Here is a 16,603-nt window from a genome sequence, read left to right as displayed (position 1 = left end):
CCACCGGCAACGAAATCCCCGTCAGGAGCGGCAGCATGATCGGCATCTGGGCCCTTGGAGCCTACCTCGCCACCATTCTGCTCTGGACAACACTGATCAAGCGCAGCGTCGGGGAGGCCATGATCCTTGGCTTCCTTATGGTGCTTCCGTTCACCGGTGCCGCCGCTGTACAGACCGGATGGGCCGCGCTGTATTCCGCAGTAACGGACGAAATCGTGTACGCCACCATGGCCTTCGTCTTCATGGGATACCTGCTGGACAAAACCGGGGTGCTGGACAGGCTCATCGACCTGCTGAATTCCCTGATCGGTGGCGTCAGGGGCGGACCCGCCTGGGTCTCGACCCTGGCGTCCGCCGGCCTCGGCGGGGTTGTCCACAACCAGGCCGCCATCGCCGCGACCGTGGGCTCCGTAACCATCCCGTGGATGGAGAAATCCCGGCTCGACAAGCCCTCGGCGGCGACGCTCGTGGCGGGAAACGCTGGAATGGGCATCACGTTTCCGTTCAGCGCCTCGATGTTCGTCCTCGTCGGTTCCGCCACGGTGGGGCCGCTGTTAGAGGTCAACGAGCTCTTCCTGCCGCTGCTCATCGGGGGACTGTGGTGCTTTTTGCACCGGCTGATCGTCACCTGGCTGCTGATCCGCAAGAGCGGGATGGCGCCCCTGGATGCCGCGCACCGGCTGCCCGTCCGGGCGGCGTTCGGCCGCGGCTGGGCGACATTGCTGCTGTTCGTCGTGGTGGCCATCCCGCTGATCATCACTTCCGGTGCCGTAGCCACGGCACTGTCGGACTGGACCGGCGGGGACATCACCAAGTCCGTCAGCGTCATCGTCTGGATCCCGGTGGTCCTCATCATCACGGGGGCCCTCCTGGGCAGGAAACGGCTCCCGGACAGCGGGCGTGCCTGGTGGGGGCTGCTGCAGGAATCCGCTCCGAGGTTCGGCGTCGTCGGCGTCACCGTGGTATTTGCCTTCGCGGGGGCCAACTCACTCGCCGCCACCGGCCTCCCGAAACAGATGACAGAGTTGCTCAACCAGATGAACCTTCCCCTCTGGCTGTTGGCCATCCTGATCGGGCTGATCGTCATCGCCGTCGCTGCGCCGCTCTCAGCGACGGCCACGATGGCCGCCGTCGGAACCGTCGGCGTCGCCACGCTCGTTGCCGCCGGCGTCCCAGCGACCACCGCCGCCGTCGCCGTGCTGGTCTTCTCCTCCTGCGAAGCCGCCGTCCCGCCCGGAGGCGCACCGCTCTATGTCGCCTGCGGCATCGCGGACGTGGACCCCATCAAAACCTTCGCCCGCCTGCTCACCCATTACGCCCTGCCGCTGCTGGGCATCGGCGTGCTGATCATCGTCGGCGTCCTGCCCATCTAAAGGAACCAACCCATGCAGCAGATCAAACGAGCCATCGAGGTCATTTTCGTCCTGACCCTCGCAGCCCTCCTCCTGGGCGGGGTGATGTTCGTGACCGGCCAGGCCATCGCCCTGATCGCAGGCCAAGGCGAATGGCTGAATTTCTTTGACCAATCGGTCAAGACCCCGATGTGCTTTGCCGCGTCGGTGTGCGCGATCGCCGGATTCCTCCTGAGCTACAAGCATCCCCAGAAACAGGGCCAGGCCGCCCAGGAAGCGACCACGCGATGACAGAAAGCACGGACACAGCGACCTACCCCACCTTCGAGCGGCTTCTGGAACGGGAGGGCGGGCTCGCCGGGACCTCCTGGGGCCTGTTTCCGGAACCCGACCGCGGAACACCTTCCTTCATCGCCCAGGACGCCATCCTGAGGGCCAAAAACTGCATCAGGAGCGGCGCCGTCTTTGGTTTGGACTACCCGGCCGATGCCTTCGATCCCGGAATGTCGATCAGACGCACGGCCCCACGCCACACCATCTACTCCTCACACCCGGCCCACCGGGATGATTACGTGGACGGATACTACCTCCAGGGCTCCACCCAGATCGACGGGCTCAGGCACCGCCGGGCGGACGACGTCGGCTTCTACAACGGCACCCCCGATGCCCGGATCACGGAAGGCACACCGGACCTGGGCATCCAGGAATGGGCAGAAAAGCCCATCGTCAGCAGGGGAGTGCTGGTGGACCTCCACGGGTACCGCGCCGGCCAGGGCAATCCCGTAGACCACGCAAACGGGGAACCGCTCAGCCTCGCCCTGATCCAGGAAGCCATGGAGGCACAGTCCCTCAGCATCCGCCCGGGGGATGTCCTCATGCTCCACACCGGCTGGTGCGAGTGGTTCCTGGCCCTATCGTTGGAGAAAAAACAGCGGGCCAGAGATGGCCGGCGGGCCTCTGGCGTTGCCCAGTCACAGGAATTCGTCGCCTGGGCCTGGGACCACCAACTCGCACTCGTCGCAGCCGACAATTTCGCCTTCGAATGCCTGCCCCCTGTGCCCGACAGTCCGTTCCTTCACTCTGCCCCGAACGACCGCGGCATGATGCACCAGCAACTCCTCGCGAAACTCGGCATGCCCCTGGGCGAACTGTGGCGGCTTGGACCCCTCAGCCGGCACATGCAAACCACCGGCAATTGGGACGCATTCCTCAGCATCAAGCCGCTCAACATCACCGGAGGAACCGGGTCACCGGCCAATGCCACGGCGGTGGTTTGATGCCCGCGGCTCCAGCTGCCTCGCGAAGGAACTACGGTACCGACATCACCGGTGCCAACAACAGGACGACGGCGGGGACTTCCCGCCGTCGTCCGCAAAAACCGTGTGCTGTAGCGCTTAGGCCGTGGCCGCGGCGAGCTGGGGTGCAGCCGAGTCCGCGTGGCGGCTCTCCCCAAGTTGTGGGAGTCGCAACGACCGTTGTCTCCGATAGCCCATAGGACAAGTCCACGTCGCCAGCGTCCTGGGTTACTCTCCGATTTCCCGTTCCTTGACGGCCGCGCCCGTTGTGATTCCGCTCAGGGTGTCAAAGTAATCCAGCGTCTTGGGACTGACGTGGCGCACGGCCGCCAGGGCCTCCCGGAGAACGGCCCGCTGGGCCTGATCGCCAAGTTGGTCGCGGAGGTCACCCACTGTTTCGATGCCCTGGCTTTCGAAAACACGCGTGATGTCCTCTACCTGGGCAAGGCGGCCAGGCGACGGCCAGCTGATAACTTCAGAGAGTTCCCCGGTATCGAGGCGCCGCCGGAATCCGCTGGTGATGTCGGCATCCGGCCATGCCTCTAGCAGGGCGACAATGCGCGGCCGGACGGTTGCGTGGTAATTTTGCCGGCGCTGCAACGTCGCGTCGACAATGATGGCCCCGATATGGCCCCACTCGCGGCTGAGCTCGGCGGCGGGCTCCGTGCCGGGTGCGTTCGCCGGAAGGTTGTTGGCAGCATCGTTATCGGTAGTCATTCGTCAATACTTCCACGTGCGCGTGTGGCTGCGCCTACCGATCCGGCGGCCGCGGACGGTTTGCACGGTCAGCTTAGCTGGCGGTGCTCCGCCAGGACGTCCCGGGCGGTCATCCATTCCCGGCTGCCGTACCGGTCGTTGTTTGTGTAACGCAGATTCGCGTCTCCGCTGAACATGCTCGCGAAGTACTGCATGCCCTGCCACGGCGGGAACGGCTCGTTAGAGGCCGGCGCGAGGGCCCTGACGGCCCGACTCATAGTAGTCAGGGAACCAACGCTGCCCGCATAGAGGAGCCGGAATTGTGTGCCGGTCAGTTCGGTCATGGTGGCTGCCAGGGTCCTTGCCGTGACCTGGTCCCCGGCGATCTGGAGGACACGTGGCGCCCGCTCGTCGAGGGCGGCGGCGGCGGTGTAGGTGGCCGTGTCGTCTTTGGTGGTGAAGTCGAGCACCTGGTCGGGGTCGGACCAGTAGAGCACACGGCGCCGGGAGAACAGGATCATTGGCGCCTGCCCGGAGAGCATGTCGGTGAAGGCGCCGTTAAGGATCGACGTGGCCCGGATTTCGGTTGCGTCCAGTTCCTGTGCGAAGTCTCTCCGGAGCTGCAAGTTCCGGTTGCTCCGAGGCCGGATACCTCGGTAATCGACGGAAAAATCGGACGGGATGAAACGGGGAACGCCCACCGCGGCTGCCGCCGCCAACAAGCGCGACTGAGCACCGATGATTGCGCTGCCGACGCCGTTGATCGCGGAGACCACGCAATCAACACCGGTGCACGCCCTTCGAAGACCGTCCGCGTCGTCGTAATCAGCCTGGATCACCTCGGCACCCTGGGCGCGTAGCTGCGCAATCTGAGTTATGCCGGTCTTTTGGCGTGTCAAGACCCGGACGGTGGCACCCAGGGCGACCAGGTTCCGCAGAATCCGCCCGCCGAGATCGCCGGTGGCACCAGCAAGAAGGACGGTGCCCGGGGTGGGGGTCGTAGCGGTCATGGTTCACACCTCAAAGAGTGATCTGGGGGGAATGGCGATGGTCGTTTAGACACTACCAACGGCAGGGCAGACGCGATTCCGGGTTTGACCCACGGACGCCCCGATGGCCCAGCCGTCCCCTGTGGCCGCGATGAAGCCCGCGGGGCCGACGGCGGTTGGGGGGGAGGAACCCCGGTCTCAGAGGGCTCTCGCCGCCGCCGGCCCTGCCCAGTGTCGCCGGAGGACCTTATGAAAATGCTTGAAAGTACTTGGCGCCATCGCGCTCGAGCCATACCCGGTCTCCGGAGACTTTCAGAAGTGCCTGTCCGTCGCCTGGGCCCGGGGCTAAACTGCCGTGTGACCTTCGCCCACGGCTACGCGGACAACCACGGCCTTCGCATGTATTTCGAGGTCCACGGCGATGCGGTGCCAGGGAAGCCGCCGCTGCTTCTCATCCCTGGCGGCGGTTCCACCATCGGCACCAACTTCGGGGAGCTCAGCCCGCTGCTGGCTGAACAGCGCCAGGTGATTGCTGTTGAGGAGGAGGGCCACGGCCGCACCCGGCCGACCAGCCGCCCCCTGACCGCCGAGAACTCCGCCGGCGACATCCTCGCTGTCCTGGACCAGATCCACGCCGAGACCGTGGACGTGCTGGGCTTCAGCGCCGGCGGTCACACCGCGATCGCGCTGGCACTCGGGCATCCCGCCAGGGTCCGGCGCCTCATCGTCGCGTCCACCTTTGCGAGCCGCGATGCGGTACCGGACGAGTTCTGGGACGGCATGGCAAAGGCCACCCTCGATGACATGCCTGACATCTACAAGGACGCCGACCGACGGCTCAACCCGGAACCGGGCCACCTGGAGCGGCTCTTCGAGCTGGACCGCCGGCGCATCCTGGATTTCGCCGGATGGCCCGACGAGGAGCTGGGCACCATCACGGCCCCCACGCTGGTGGTGAGCGCCGACCGTGACGTTGTCAGCGCCGAATATGCTGCGCGGCTGGCCCGCGCCATCCCGGGCGCCCGGTTGCTGGTCGTTCCCGGCGGCCACGGCGACTACCTCGGCGAGCAGGCGGCCAGCGGCGGGGACCTGCGGACGCTGCATGTCACCCTCCCGTTCCTGCTGCGGTTCCTCGACGGGTAGCCGACCCGGCGCAGGGCGTTAGCCGTTCCTTACCCGTTGATCACCTGGGGCACGCCGAGGGCTTTGAGGCCTTCGACGCCGAATTCGAGGCCGTAGCCGGACTGCTTGGCGCCGCCGAAGGGGATGCGGGGATCCACTGCGCCGTGCTTGTTGATCCAGACGGTGCCGGCCTCGATCCTGGCCGCGACTGCGCGGGCTGCCGGAAGATCCGAGGACCAGACGGAGGCGCCGAGCCCGACCTCGAGGGCGTTGGCCTTGGCGATGGCGTCGTCCACGCTGCTGTAGCGGATGATCGGCAGGGCCGGGCCGAACTGCTCCTCGGCGACGAGGGGGTTGTCGTTGTCGATGTCCGCAACGAGCGTGGTGGGGTAGAAGTAGCCGGGCTGGTCAGTGTCCGGGTTTCCGCCGAGCAGGATCCGGGCGCCGCTGCGGCGGGCGGCGTCCACGAGGTTGGCCACGACGTCGTATTGCTGCTTGTTCTGCAGCGGGCCCAGGACGTTATTTTCGTCGAGTCCATTGCCCATCGGCATGGCGGCGGCGACGGCGGTGAGCTCGGTGCAGACGGCGTCGTAGATATCCTCGTGGACGTAGAGGCGTTTCAGGGCTGCGCAGGTCTGGCCGGTGTTCAGGAAGGCACCCCAGAAGAGGTCTTCGGCGATGGCTTTGGGGTCGGCGTCGGGCAGGACGATACCTGCGTCGTTGCCGCCCAATTCCAGGGTCAGCCGTTTGACGGTGTCCGCCGAGGATTTGATGATGGCCCTGCCAGCGGCAGTGGAGCCGGTGAACATGATCTTGCCGATGGCGGGGTGCTCGGTCAGCCGGGAGCCGACCTCCCGGCCGCAGGACACCGCGGCGAGGATGCCTTCGGGCAGCTCTTCGTTCAGTACCTTGACCAGGGCGAGGACGCTCAGCGGGGTGTTCCCGGAGGGCTTGACCACCACGGCGTTGCCCATCCGCAGCGCCGGGGCCAGCTGCCAGATGGCGATCATCATGGGCCAGTTCCAGGGCCCGATCGCGCCGACGACGCCGATGGGCTTGTAGTGCAGTTCGGCGTACGTTGCGCCATCGTCGACGATGGTTTCAGGTTCCAGGGCCAGGGTGGCGGTGGCGCGGAGCCACGCGACGCAGGCGCCCACCTCGAAGCGTGCGTTGGGGCCGTTGAGGGGTTTGCCCTGTTCGCGGGAGAGCAGCCGGGCGAGTTCTTCAGCGGAGCGTTCGACGGCGTCGGCTGCCTTGAGGAGCGCGGCGGACCGGGCCTCGTGGCCCAGGGCCGCCCAGGCCGGCTGGGCAGCCTGGGCGGCAGCGACAACTTCCTCGAGGTAACCGAGAGTGTGAACGGGGGCTTCGCCCACCGCCGCTCCGGTGGCGGGGTCAAGGATGGTCCGGGTCGGGCCGGAGACCGGAGAAATGGACGCCAGAAGCGCATCGTAAGTTTCCATGGTTTACTCCACATCGAGTAGGCAGTGCCCATGGCCGGGTGGCCTAACGGGTTTCTCCCAGTCTGGTTGACGCCCGGCCGGGTATCTTGTCTATTCGCGCAGGACCCTTGTCGTGGGGAGAACGACCGGAGGGCCGGACGCTCGGGAGTGGGCGGTGTCAGCCAGCGTAGGGGTATGCGATGCCGTCCTTAGGAAGAGTCAGTAGCTGGCGGGCGCGTCGCCGTCGGCTGGCTGGATGTACCGGGCGGCGAGTGCCTCGGAGCCGCGGGCCAGCAGGGCGACGTCGGCGCCCACCAGGATGAAATCGGCGCCGTTGCCCAGATAGTGGCGGGCGGTGTCGGGGTTGAAGGCGTTCACCCCGGCCGGTTTTCCGGCGGCCTTGGCTGCCGCCAGGCAGTGCACGACGGCGGCCCGCACCTCGGGGTGCTCCTGCTGCCCCAGCAGCCCCATCGAGGCGGCGAGGTCGGAGGGACCCAGGAAAATGGCGTCCACGCCGTCCACCTTCAGGATGTCTTCCACGGCCTCCACGGCCGCCGTGGATTCAATCTGCACGGTGACACTGATCGTGTCCCCGGCCCGGGCCAGGTAATCCGGGATGCGGTTCCAGCGGGCGGCCCGCGCCAATGCCGAGCCCACGCCTCGAACGCCCTGGGGCGGGTAGCGGGTGGCGGCCACCGCGGCTTCGGCCTCCGCCACGGAGTGGACCATGGGAACCAGCAGGTTCTGCACGCCCAGGTCCAGGTACTGCTTGATGACCACGGTGTCGTTTACGGGCGGCCGCACCAGGGTGTGAACCGGGTAGCCGTGGATTGCCTGGAGCTGCGCGAGGATGGATTCGAGCCCGTTGGGGCTGTGTTCGGCATCCACCAGGAGCCAGTCCAGTCCGGACCCGGCGCAAACTTCCGCCACCAGCGGGCTGCCGGAGCACAGCCACATTCCGGCGAGGGGCCGGCTCCCGGCGGCCAGGGCGTCGCGGAAGGTGTCTCCTATTCGAAGCGGCATGTGACACTCCCCAGCGGTCCGTAGTCGGCGTGGACGGTGTCGCCTTTGAAGACCCAGAGCGGGCGGGTGAAGGAGCCGGCCAGGATGATGTCGCCGGCCTTCAGGCTGTCCCCGTGGGCGGCGATCTTGTTGGCCAGCCAGTGCACCCCGGCGGCCGGGTGGTCCAGGACCCCCGCTGCTACCCCGGTCTCCTCCACGGTCTGGTTCTTGTACAGGATGGCGGCGACCCAGCGGAGGTCGACGGCGTCCGGCTTCACCGGCCTGCCGCCCACCACCATGGCACCCATGGCGGCATTGTCCGCGATGGTGTCCACGATGGTCCGGCCCTCCATCTCGATCCGGGAATCGAGGATTTCCAGGGCCGGAACCACGTAATCGGTGGCGTTGAGGACATCGAAGATGGTGCAGCCGGGGCCCTTGAGCCCGTCCTTGAGGACAAACGCCAGCTCCACCTCCACCCGCGGGTGGGTGTACTTGTCCCACTCCACCGAGCAGCCCGTTTCCAGCACCATGTCATCGAAGATGGCGCCGTAGTCCGGTTCCGTGATGCCGGTGGCGGCCTGCATGGCCTTGGACGTGAGGCCGATCTTTCGCCCCACCAAGGTCCGGCCGGCGTCCTCGTTGCGGCGCCGCCAGAGCTGCTGCACCGCGTAGGAGTCCTCTACCGTCATGTCCGGGTAGCGGGCCGTCAGGCGGGGGATGGGGGTGCGGCTTCGGCCGGCTTCCAGCAGTTCGTCCGCGATGGCCTCAATCGTCGTGGCATCCATCATGGCTACAGCTGCGCTCCCAGCTTGAAGCCGGTCTTTTCGCCGGCGTCCGCGCCGTCGCCGTCGGGCTTGCGGGTGTAGGAGAACCCGTCTGCGCCCACGGTGACGGCCATTTCGCTCTTCTCCTCGCGGACAATGACGGGCTGCGGGTTGCCGTCCAGGTCAAGGACCAGGGAGGCCTCGGTGTACCAGGACGGGACCACGGGGTTGCCCCACCAGTCGCGGCGCTGGTTGTCGTGGACGTCCCAGGTGATGGTGGGGTTGTCCGGGTCGCCGGTGTAGTAGTCCTGGGTGTAGATCTCGATCCGGTGGCCGTCCGGATCCAGGATGTAGAGGTAGAAGGCGTTGGAGACGCCGTGGCGGCCGGGCCCGCGTTCGATCCGGTCGCTGATGCGCAGGGCGCCCATCTTGTCGCAGATCTGGATGATGTTGTGCTTCTCGTGGGTAGCGAACGCGACGTGGTGCATGCGCGGGCCGTTGCCGCCGGTCAGGGCGGTGTCGTGGACCGTTTGCTTGCGGTGCATCCACGCGGCGTAGGTCACTCCGTCGGAGTCCTTGATGTCCTCGGAGACGCGGAAGCCGAGGTCCTCAAGGTACTTGCGGCCACGCGGTACGTCCGGGGTGACCTGGTTGAAGTGGTCCAGGCGTACCAGTTCGCCGGCGGAGTAGAGGTCATAGCGCTGGGTGAGGCGCTCCACGTGCTCCACCTCGTAGAAGAACTCGTAGGGGAAGCCCAGCGGGTCCTCCACCCGGACGGAGTCGCCGATGCCCTGGGTGAAGCCGTCCTTGCGGCGCTCGGTGCGGCAGCCCAGTTCCTTGTAGTAGGCCTCGGCGGCGTCCACCTCTGCGGGGGACTTGACCCGGTAGGCGAAGGCGGCGACGGCGGCGATGGGTCCCTTGCGCAGCACCAGGTTGTGGTGGATGAACTCCTCCAGGGGGCGCAGGTAGATGTTGTTTTCATCTTCCTCGGTGACGTGCAGGCCGAGGACGTCGACGTAGAACTCGCGGGACTTGGCGAGGTCGGTGACCACAATCTCCATGTATGCGCAGCGGACAATGTCCGGAGCCGGGACGGTGGGGGTGGGAACGAAGTTCGTCATGGTGTTCTCTCTTCTTTGAAAGGGGGTTCGGCGGGCGTTGCGGAAAGGCTCAGGCACCGAATTTGGGTGTGTGGACGGAACCAAGCGTGATGTGCACGGCCTGCTGGTCGGTGTAGAAATCGATGGAGCGGTAGCCGCCCTCATGGCCCAGGCCGGAGGCCTTGACGCCACCGAACGGAGTGCGGAGGTCGCGGACGTTGTGGCTGTTGAGCCACACCATGCCTGCCTCCACATTCTGGGAGAAGTTGTGCGCCCGGGTCAGGTTCTGAGTCCAGATGTAGGCCGCGAGCCCGTAGCGGGTGTTGTTCGCCAGGGCGAGGGCCTCGTCGTCGTTTTCGAACGGGGTGATGGCGACGACCGGACCGAAGATCTCCTCCTGGAAGATGCGCGCGTCAGGGGCGACGTCGGCAAAAACGGTGGGGGCGATGTAGTTTCCGTCCGGGAGGCCCTCCGGCCGGCCGCCGCCGGCCAGCAGCTTTCCTTCGGTTTTGCCGATCTCCACGTACTTCGCGACCTTTTCGTAGTGCTCCGGATGCACCAGGGCGCCGACCTCGGTCTTCGGGTCATGCGGGTCGCCGACGACAATGTTCTTCGCGCGGGCGGCGTATTTCTCGCAGAACTCCTCGTAGATGGCGCGTTCCACCAGGATCCGGGAGCCTGCAGTGCAGCGCTCGCCGTTGAGGGAAAAGACGCCGAAGAGGGCAGAATCGATCGCGGCGTCCAGGTCGGCGTCGGCGAAGACGACGCAGGGGGACTTGCCTCCGAGCTCCATGGAGAGGCCTTTAAGATTGGCGGCGGCGTTGCGGAAGATGGTCTGACCTGTGGTGGTTTCGCCGGTGAAGGAGATCAGCGGGACGTCCGGGTGCTTTACCAGGGCGTCACCGGCCTCCTCGCCGAGGCCGTTGACCAGGTTGAACACGCCGTCGGGCAGGCCGGCGTCCTTGAAGATCTGCGCCCACAGAGAGGCGGAGAGCGGGGTGAACTCGGCCGGTTTGAGGACCACGGTGTTGCCGGTGGCCAGGGCCGGGGCCAGCTTCCAAGATTCCAGCATGAACGGGGTGTTCCACGGCGTGATGAGGCCGGCAACGCCGATCGGCTTGCGGTTCACATAGTTGATCTGGGCTCCGGGGACCTTCATGGCGTCGTCAAACTGGGCCACGATGAGATCCGCGAAGAAGCGGAAGTTCTCCGCCGCGCGCAGCGCCTGGCCCTTGGCCTGGGTGATCGGCAGTCCGGTGTCGAAGGTTTCCAGCTCGGCGAGGCGGCTTTCCTGCGCTTCGACTGCGTCGGCGATCCTGTTCAGGATGCGGGCCCGTTCGCGGGGCTTCATCTTCGGCCACGGGCCATTGACGAACGCTTCGCGGGCGGCTGCGACGGCGAGGTCGATGTCCTCTTTCTGTCCTGCCGCGGCGGTGGCGTAGTTCTGGTTCGAGACCGGGTCCAGGACATCGAAAGTCTTGCCGCCCACCGAATCAACGAACTGGCCGTTGATGTAGTGCTGGATGTGGGTGGGCAGGTCCTGTGGCACGTAGTGGGTGCTGGTTTCTGCGGAAGTGAACGTCATTGTTGTTTCCTTACTGCTGGATCTGTCGGCTTGCTGTGGGAGTGATTCAGATGTTCTTGGCCTGGCTGAGGTAGGCGTCAAGGGTGGCGGAGCGGTGCAGCCGGGCGGCCTTTTCGATCTGGTCCGGGTCCGCTCCCGCTTCGATGAGCTTCAGGAGGGCCTCGTGCTCGTCCACCGATTCGTGGGCACGCCCCGGGACAAAGCGGAACGTGGACGACCGCAGGGCAGCCAGCCGATTCCAGCCGCGGTGGACGAGGTCAAGAATGTGCGGGTTGGGGCAGTGTTCGAAGAGCACGCTGTGGAAGTCCTGATTCAGTTGCGTGAACCGGACGGGATTGAAGTGCTTCAGGCACTCACGCATCTCCTCGTTCACGGCACGTGCCCGGGCGATATCCGCCCCGGAGATCAGCGGAGCGGACAAGGCTGTGGCCGCGCCCTCAACGATGCTTAGGGTCTGCATGGTGTACAGGTACTCGGTGGGGTCGATCCCGGAGACGGTGGCGCCGACGTTCCGTTCGAACGTCACCAGGCCTTCGGCTTCCAGCCTGCGGATGGCTTCCCGTACCGGGACCACGCTGAATCCAAGGTCCTTGGCGATGGTACCCAGCACCAGCCGGTAGCCGGGGGTGAAGGTGCCTTCCACTATCTTGGCCTTCACGGCCGCGTAGGCCTGCTCCGACTTGCTGCCGGTCATCACATTCTCAGTCATGGGACCGCCCTGCTTCCCATTCCTCATACTTGGCGCGCCAGGTTGCGTTCAAAGGGTAGAGGCCGTCCACACTGTGGCCCTGCTCCACCATTTCGGCGATGAACGTTTCCTCACGCTCCTGCATGATGGAGTCGTCAGCCACCTCTTCGGCCAGCGCCGGCGGGATCACCAGGATGCCGTCCGAGTCGGCCACGATGATGTCACCGGGCTGCACGGTGGTGCCGCCGCAGGCGATGGTGATGTCGGTGTCCCAAGGGATGTGGCGGCGGCCCAGGACTGCGGGGTGCGGGTTGGCGTAGTAGGTGGGCAGTTCCAGTGCGGCCACGGCGGAGAAATCGCGGACGCCGCCGTCTGTGATGATGGCTGCCGCGCCGCGGACCTGGGCGCGCAGGGCCAGAATGTCGCCGATGGTGCCGGTGCCCTTCTCGCCGCGCGCCTCCATCACCAGGATTTCGCCTGCATTGACGGAGTCGATGGCCCGCTTCTGGGCGTTGTACCCGCCGCCGTGGGTCTTGAAGAGGTCCTCCCGGTTGGGCACGTAGCGGAGCGTCCGGGCGAGGCCCACCACCCGCTTTTCCGGGCGGGTGGAGGTGAGTCCGTCGATGCTCACGTTGTTCAGCCCGCGCTTGCGCAGTTGGGATGAGAGGGTGGCGGTGCAGACGCTTTCAAGCTTCGCCTTCAGCGCGGGGGAAAGGGCCGATTCGGCGGGGGCGATCCCGGCCGCTTTCCGAGAACCGTAGGCTTCCTCCCGCTGGAGGTCATCGGTCCTGGGCTGGGCGCCAAAGTCGGCGAACGGCGTCGAGCCTTCCTCCACCCGGGTGAGCAGGCGGCCCGAGGAGAGGCCGGCATCAGCGGTGCTGACTTCGACCTCGACGACGTCGCCCGGCTTGGCCACCGAGGCGCCGGCCGGGGTGCCGGTGAGGATTATGTCGCCTTCTTCGAGGGTGAGCAGCTGGGACAGGTCGGCAACGAGCCGGGCGAACGGGAAGAGCAGGTCCCCGGTGGTGTCGTCCTGGACCAGTTCGCCGTTGTGCCAGGTGCGGATGCGCAGGTTGGCGGGGTCGACGGCGTCCGCCGGGAGAAGGCCGGGCCCTACCGGGGTGAAGCCGTCGCCGCCCTTGGAGCGGAGGTTGGAGCCCTTGTCCGCGTAGCGGAGGTCATAGACGCCGAGGTCGTTGCTGGCGGTCACCGCGGCGACGTGGCTCCAGGCGTCATCGATCCCTACGCTCCGGGCGGCCTTTCCGATGATGAGGGCGATCTCGCCTTCGTAGCCGAGCAGTTCGCAGCCTGCCGGGCGTTCCACGGCGTTGCCGGTCAGCGCCAGTGAGCTCGAGGGTTTGAGGAAGTAGGAGGGCTGCGCCGGTGTCCGGCCGCGCTGGGCGGCCCGGCTCGGGTAGTTGATGTGCACCGCAATCACCTTGCGTGCTGCCGCCAGGGTGTCCTCGTTGACCTGCTCCAAAGCCGTCTCCTCATCAGGTACGAAATCGTATACGATCACCCTCCACTACCTGCCGCCATCCGTCAACCCTTTTTTTGCCCGCCGGAGAAGTCGCCAACTTGCCACTTGTCGTCCGCGTCACATCTGCCCTACAGTTGAAGCCGCGATTCAAATTCAATTATCGAACGTTGAGTTCTTATATAGAACACCCCGCCTCGATAGCAGCCACACAACGAAGTGAGGGAAGCCCGTGCAGTTCCACCACCACGGCTACGTATCCGGAGACCCGCGGGTCCAGTCGGTTGCCGGCGTCGGTATCGATCGGCCCGCAGAACTACCAGAGGAAGTCGACGTCCTCATCGTCGGGACGGGGCCGGCCGGCATGCTCACCGCCGCGCAGCTCTCCCAGTTCCCGGGAATCACCACCCGGATCGTGGAGCGCCGGCCCGGAAGGCTCGCGATCGGACAGGCCGACGGCATCCAGGCCAGGAGCGTCGAAACCTTCCAGGCCTTCGGGTTCGCCGAGCGGATCATCGCCGAGGCTTACAGGATCACCGAGATGGCATTCTGGAAGCCGGACCCCACAGACCCCTCGCGGATCATCCGCACCGCCCGCGCAGCCGACGATCCGGCCGGCATCAGCGAATTCCCGCACCTCATCGTCAACCAGGCGCGCGTGCTGGACTACTTCGCCGAGTTCATGGCCAACTCACCCACGCGGATGGTGCCCGATTACGGCTTTGAGTTCGTCAGCCTCGATGTCACCGGCGAGGGAGAGTTCCCCGTCGACGTGCGGCTTCTTTCCACGGCCGGCCCCAACGTGGGCCAGGAACGCATTGTCCGGGCAAAGTACGTCGTCGGCGCCGACGGAGCGCGCAGCAAGGTGCGCGAGTCGATCGGCTGCACGCTGGCCGGAGATCAGGCCAACCATGCCTGGGGCGTGATGGACGTCCTCGCCGTCACGGACTTCCCCGACATCCGAACGAAGTGCGCCATCCAGTCCGGTGAGGGCGGAAGTATTCTGCTGATCCCGCGTGAAGGCGGCCACCTCTTCCGCATGTACGTTGACTTGGGTGAGGTGAATCCGAACGATAAAGGCGCCGTGCGAGGCACCACCATCGAGCAGATCATCGCCAGGGCGAACGACATTCTGCATCCCTACACACTCGACGTCCGGAACGTCGCGTGGCACAGCGTGTACGAGGTGGGCCACCGGCTCACGGACCGGTTCGACGACGTCCTCCCGCAGGAGCTCGGCACCCGGACGCCGCGCGTCTTCATCACCGGCGACGCCTGCCACACGCACAGCGCCAAGGCCGGCCAGGGCATGAACGTCTCTATGCAGGATGGCTTCAACCTGGGGTGGAAGCTCGGGCACGTGCTTGAAGGCCGAAGCCCGGAGAGCCTGCTGTCCACCTACTCAGCCGAGCGCCAGGTCATCGCGAAGAACCTCATTGACTTCGACAAGGAGTGGTCCTCCCTCATGGCGAAGAAGCCGGAGGAATTTGAGAACCCTTCCGAGCTGGAAGACTTTTATGTAAGCACCGCGGAATTTCCGGCAGGCTTCATGACCCAGTACGCACCATCCATGCTCGTGGGTGAGCCGGTGCATCAGGACTTGGCCACCGGGTTCACCATTGGCAAGCGATTCAAGTCCGCGCCAGTCGTGCGGGTTTGCGATACAAACCCGCTGCACCTCGGGCACCAAGCCAAGGCGGACGGCCGGTGGCGGATCTACGTCTTTGCCGACGCGGCAACGCCCCGAAAGGGACAGCAGAGCATGGGACAGCAGAACACCGGACAGAAGGGAGCAGCGGTGCCCGGAGCGGCGTCACCCGTCGCGGACTTCGCCGAGTGGATCGCGAACTCGCCGGACTCTCCTCTCGCCGCAACGCCGCCGGGCGCCGACCGCGACGCCTGGTTCGACGTGAAGGTGATCTACCAGCAGGATCACACGAGCATCGACATCGGCGCCGTGCCCGCTGTGTTCAAGCCGCAGGTGGGCCCGTTCCGCCTCACCTACCTGGAGAACGTCTACGCCGCCGATCCGGCCGCCGACATCTTCGAGCTGCGCGGGCTCAGCCGCGACGGCGTCGTGGTGGTGGTGCGCCCGGACCAGTACGTCGCCAACGTCCTGCCGCTGACTGCCACGGCGGAGCTCGGGGCGTTCTTCGCGCATATCCTGCCTGCGAGGAGGGATGCGGCGGTCAGCCGATGACTGACTGGGCCGTCCTGTAGTCAGCGGCTGCATAAACGCCCAGGACGCGCACCTCGGTGGTGAAGAACGCCAACTCCTCCAGGGCGAGGCGTAGCGGCAGGTCTTCCGGGTGCCCTTCCACATCGGCCATGAACATGGTGGCGGCGAACTCGTTGCCTACCATGTAGCTCTCCAGACGGGTCATGTTCACACCGTTGGTGGCGAACCCGCCCAATGCCTTGTAGAGCGCGGAGGGGACGTTCCGGACGCGGAACACAAAGCTGGTCACTGCCGGTCCGGGCAACTCATCCCGGGCCGGCAGTTCCTTTTCGCGCGCCAGAACCACAAACCGGGTGGTGTTGGAGGGGTCGTCCTCAACCCTCGACGCCAGCACTTCCAGGCCGTAGATCTGGGCGGCCAGCGGGGGAGCGAGGGACAGCTTGCGGGGATCGTTCCATTCGCTCACCTCACGGGCAGATCCGGCGGTGTCCCCCGCGATGACGGGGCGCAGCCCCGCCTCCCGGATCAGGCGCCGGCACTGGCCGAGGGCATGGATGTGGCTGTGGACCTCAGCGGCGTCCTCAATAGTGCTGCCGGGGATGCCCAGTAGGTCGAAGTGGATGGGCAGGAAGAACTCTCCCACGATCTGCAGGCGGGACTGGGGGAGCAGAATGTGGATGTCCGCCACCCGGCCGGCGATCGAGTTCTCGATCGGAATCATGGCCAGGTCGGCCTCGCCGCTGGCTACCAGTTCGAAGGCGTCCTCGAAGCTGGCACACGGAACGCTCTCCAGCTGGGGGAACATCTGCATGCACGCAATATTGGAGTTGGCGCCGGGCTCACCCTGGTACGCAATTTTCTGGGCCATGTTCCGTATGGTTTCACGCCGCGTGCCCAGCCACCCAACTGGGT

Annotated in this window: 15 protein-coding genes; 5 read left to right on the top strand and 10 right to left on the bottom strand. The window is 66.1% G+C overall.

Annotated elements, in window-relative coordinates:
* Positions 1–35: 35 nt before the first annotated feature.
* The 3 genes from OM977_RS17250 to OM977_RS17240 are packed head-to-tail and all read left to right on the top strand — an operon-like array spanning position 36 to position 2,629.
* Positions 36–1,373, top strand: coding sequence for a TRAP transporter large permease subunit (locus OM977_RS17250; RefSeq protein WP_264355109.1), 1,338 nt, complete (start codon positions 36–38; stop codon positions 1,371–1,373).
* A gap of 12 nt (positions 1,374–1,385) precedes the next feature.
* Positions 1,386–1,643 carry a hypothetical protein gene (locus OM977_RS17245; protein ID WP_264355108.1) on the top strand — a complete coding sequence of 86 codons (258 nt, stop codon included), beginning with the start codon at positions 1,386–1,388 and terminating at the stop codon, positions 1,641–1,643.
* On the top strand, positions 1,640–2,629 hold the full coding sequence (locus OM977_RS17240; protein WP_264355107.1) for a cyclase family protein: 990 nt from the start codon (positions 1,640–1,642) through the stop codon (positions 2,627–2,629). Before OM977_RS17245 ends, OM977_RS17240 begins: the two co-directional genes overlap by 4 nt.
* 246 nt (positions 2,630–2,875) lie before the next feature.
* On the opposite strand, the gene OM977_RS17235 is transcribed toward OM977_RS17240, so the two are convergent.
* Positions 2,876–3,364 carry a hypothetical protein gene (locus OM977_RS17235; protein WP_264355106.1) on the bottom strand — a complete coding sequence of 163 codons (489 nt, stop codon included), beginning with the start codon at positions 3,362–3,364 and terminating at the stop codon, positions 2,876–2,878.
* Positions 3,365–3,432: 68 nt separating this feature from the next.
* Positions 3,433–4,353 carry an NmrA family NAD(P)-binding protein gene (locus tag OM977_RS17230; protein ID WP_264355105.1) on the bottom strand — a complete coding sequence of 307 codons (921 nt, stop codon included), beginning with the start codon at positions 4,351–4,353 and terminating at the stop codon, positions 3,433–3,435.
* A gap of 336 nt (positions 4,354–4,689) precedes the next feature.
* On the opposite strand from OM977_RS17230, the gene OM977_RS17225 reads away from it, so the two are divergent.
* Positions 4,690–5,475: an alpha/beta fold hydrolase gene (locus tag OM977_RS17225; protein ID WP_264355104.1), complete on the top strand. Its 786-nt coding sequence runs from the start codon at positions 4,690–4,692 to the stop codon at positions 5,473–5,475.
* A 29-nt stretch (positions 5,476–5,504) separates the two neighbouring features.
* On the opposite strand, the gene OM977_RS17220 is transcribed toward OM977_RS17225, so the two are convergent.
* The 7 genes from OM977_RS17220 to OM977_RS17190 form a co-directional block, all read right to left on the bottom strand.
* Entirely contained in the window at positions 5,505–6,914 is a 1,410-nt protein-coding gene (locus tag OM977_RS17220; RefSeq protein ID WP_264355103.1) for an aldehyde dehydrogenase family protein, read from the bottom strand.
* A gap of 198 nt (positions 6,915–7,112) precedes the next feature.
* Positions 7,113–7,916 (bottom strand): HpcH/HpaI aldolase family protein, encoded by an 804-nt coding sequence (locus OM977_RS17215; protein WP_264355102.1) that lies wholly within the window; start codon positions 7,914–7,916, stop codon positions 7,113–7,115.
* Entirely contained in the window at positions 7,901–8,686 is a 786-nt protein-coding gene (hpaH, locus tag OM977_RS17210; RefSeq protein ID WP_264355101.1) for a 2-oxo-hept-4-ene-1,7-dioate hydratase, read from the bottom strand. The genes OM977_RS17215 and hpaH overlap by 16 nt, the downstream gene beginning before the upstream one ends.
* Before the next feature lie 2 nt (positions 8,687–8,688).
* Positions 8,689–9,783 (bottom strand): 3,4-dihydroxyphenylacetate 2,3-dioxygenase, encoded by a 1,095-nt coding sequence (gene hpaD, locus OM977_RS17205; RefSeq protein ID WP_264355100.1) that lies wholly within the window; start codon positions 9,781–9,783, stop codon positions 8,689–8,691.
* Between the two features lie 49 nt (positions 9,784–9,832).
* Positions 9,833–11,347 (bottom strand): 5-carboxymethyl-2-hydroxymuconate semialdehyde dehydrogenase, encoded by a 1,515-nt coding sequence (hpaE, locus tag OM977_RS17200; protein WP_264355099.1) that lies wholly within the window; start codon positions 11,345–11,347, stop codon positions 9,833–9,835.
* Between the two features lie 46 nt (positions 11,348–11,393).
* A complete protein-coding gene (locus OM977_RS17195) occupies positions 11,394–12,056 on the bottom strand; it encodes a GntR family transcriptional regulator (RefSeq protein ID WP_264355098.1) in 663 nt (220 codons plus the stop codon).
* On the bottom strand, positions 12,049–13,515 hold the full coding sequence (locus tag OM977_RS17190; protein WP_264357462.1) for a fumarylacetoacetate hydrolase family protein: 1,467 nt from the start codon (positions 13,513–13,515) through the stop codon (positions 12,049–12,051). The genes OM977_RS17195 and OM977_RS17190 overlap by 8 nt, the downstream gene beginning before the upstream one ends.
* 229 nt (positions 13,516–13,744) lie before the next feature.
* Between OM977_RS17190 and OM977_RS17185 the strand changes: the two genes are divergently transcribed.
* The gene (locus OM977_RS17185) at positions 13,745–15,712 is read left to right on the top strand and encodes an FAD-binding monooxygenase (RefSeq protein WP_264355097.1); all 1,968 of its coding nucleotides are present in this window, start codon (positions 13,745–13,747) and stop codon (positions 15,710–15,712) included.
* Here OM977_RS17185 and OM977_RS17180 read toward each other — a convergent pair.
* On the bottom strand, positions 15,702–16,559 hold the full coding sequence (locus OM977_RS17180) for a prephenate dehydratase (RefSeq protein WP_264355096.1): 858 nt from the start codon (positions 16,557–16,559) through the stop codon (positions 15,702–15,704). The genes OM977_RS17185 and OM977_RS17180 overlap by 11 nt on opposite strands.
* Positions 16,560–16,603: the final 44 nt, after the last annotated feature.

The sequence above is a fragment of the Pseudarthrobacter sp. MM222 genome (genome assembly GCF_947090775.1).
GTDB lineage: Bacteria > Actinomycetota > Actinomycetes > Actinomycetales > Micrococcaceae > Arthrobacter.
Note: the sequence above shows the minus strand (reverse complement) of the source record. Positions and strands in the feature narration are given on the sequence as shown.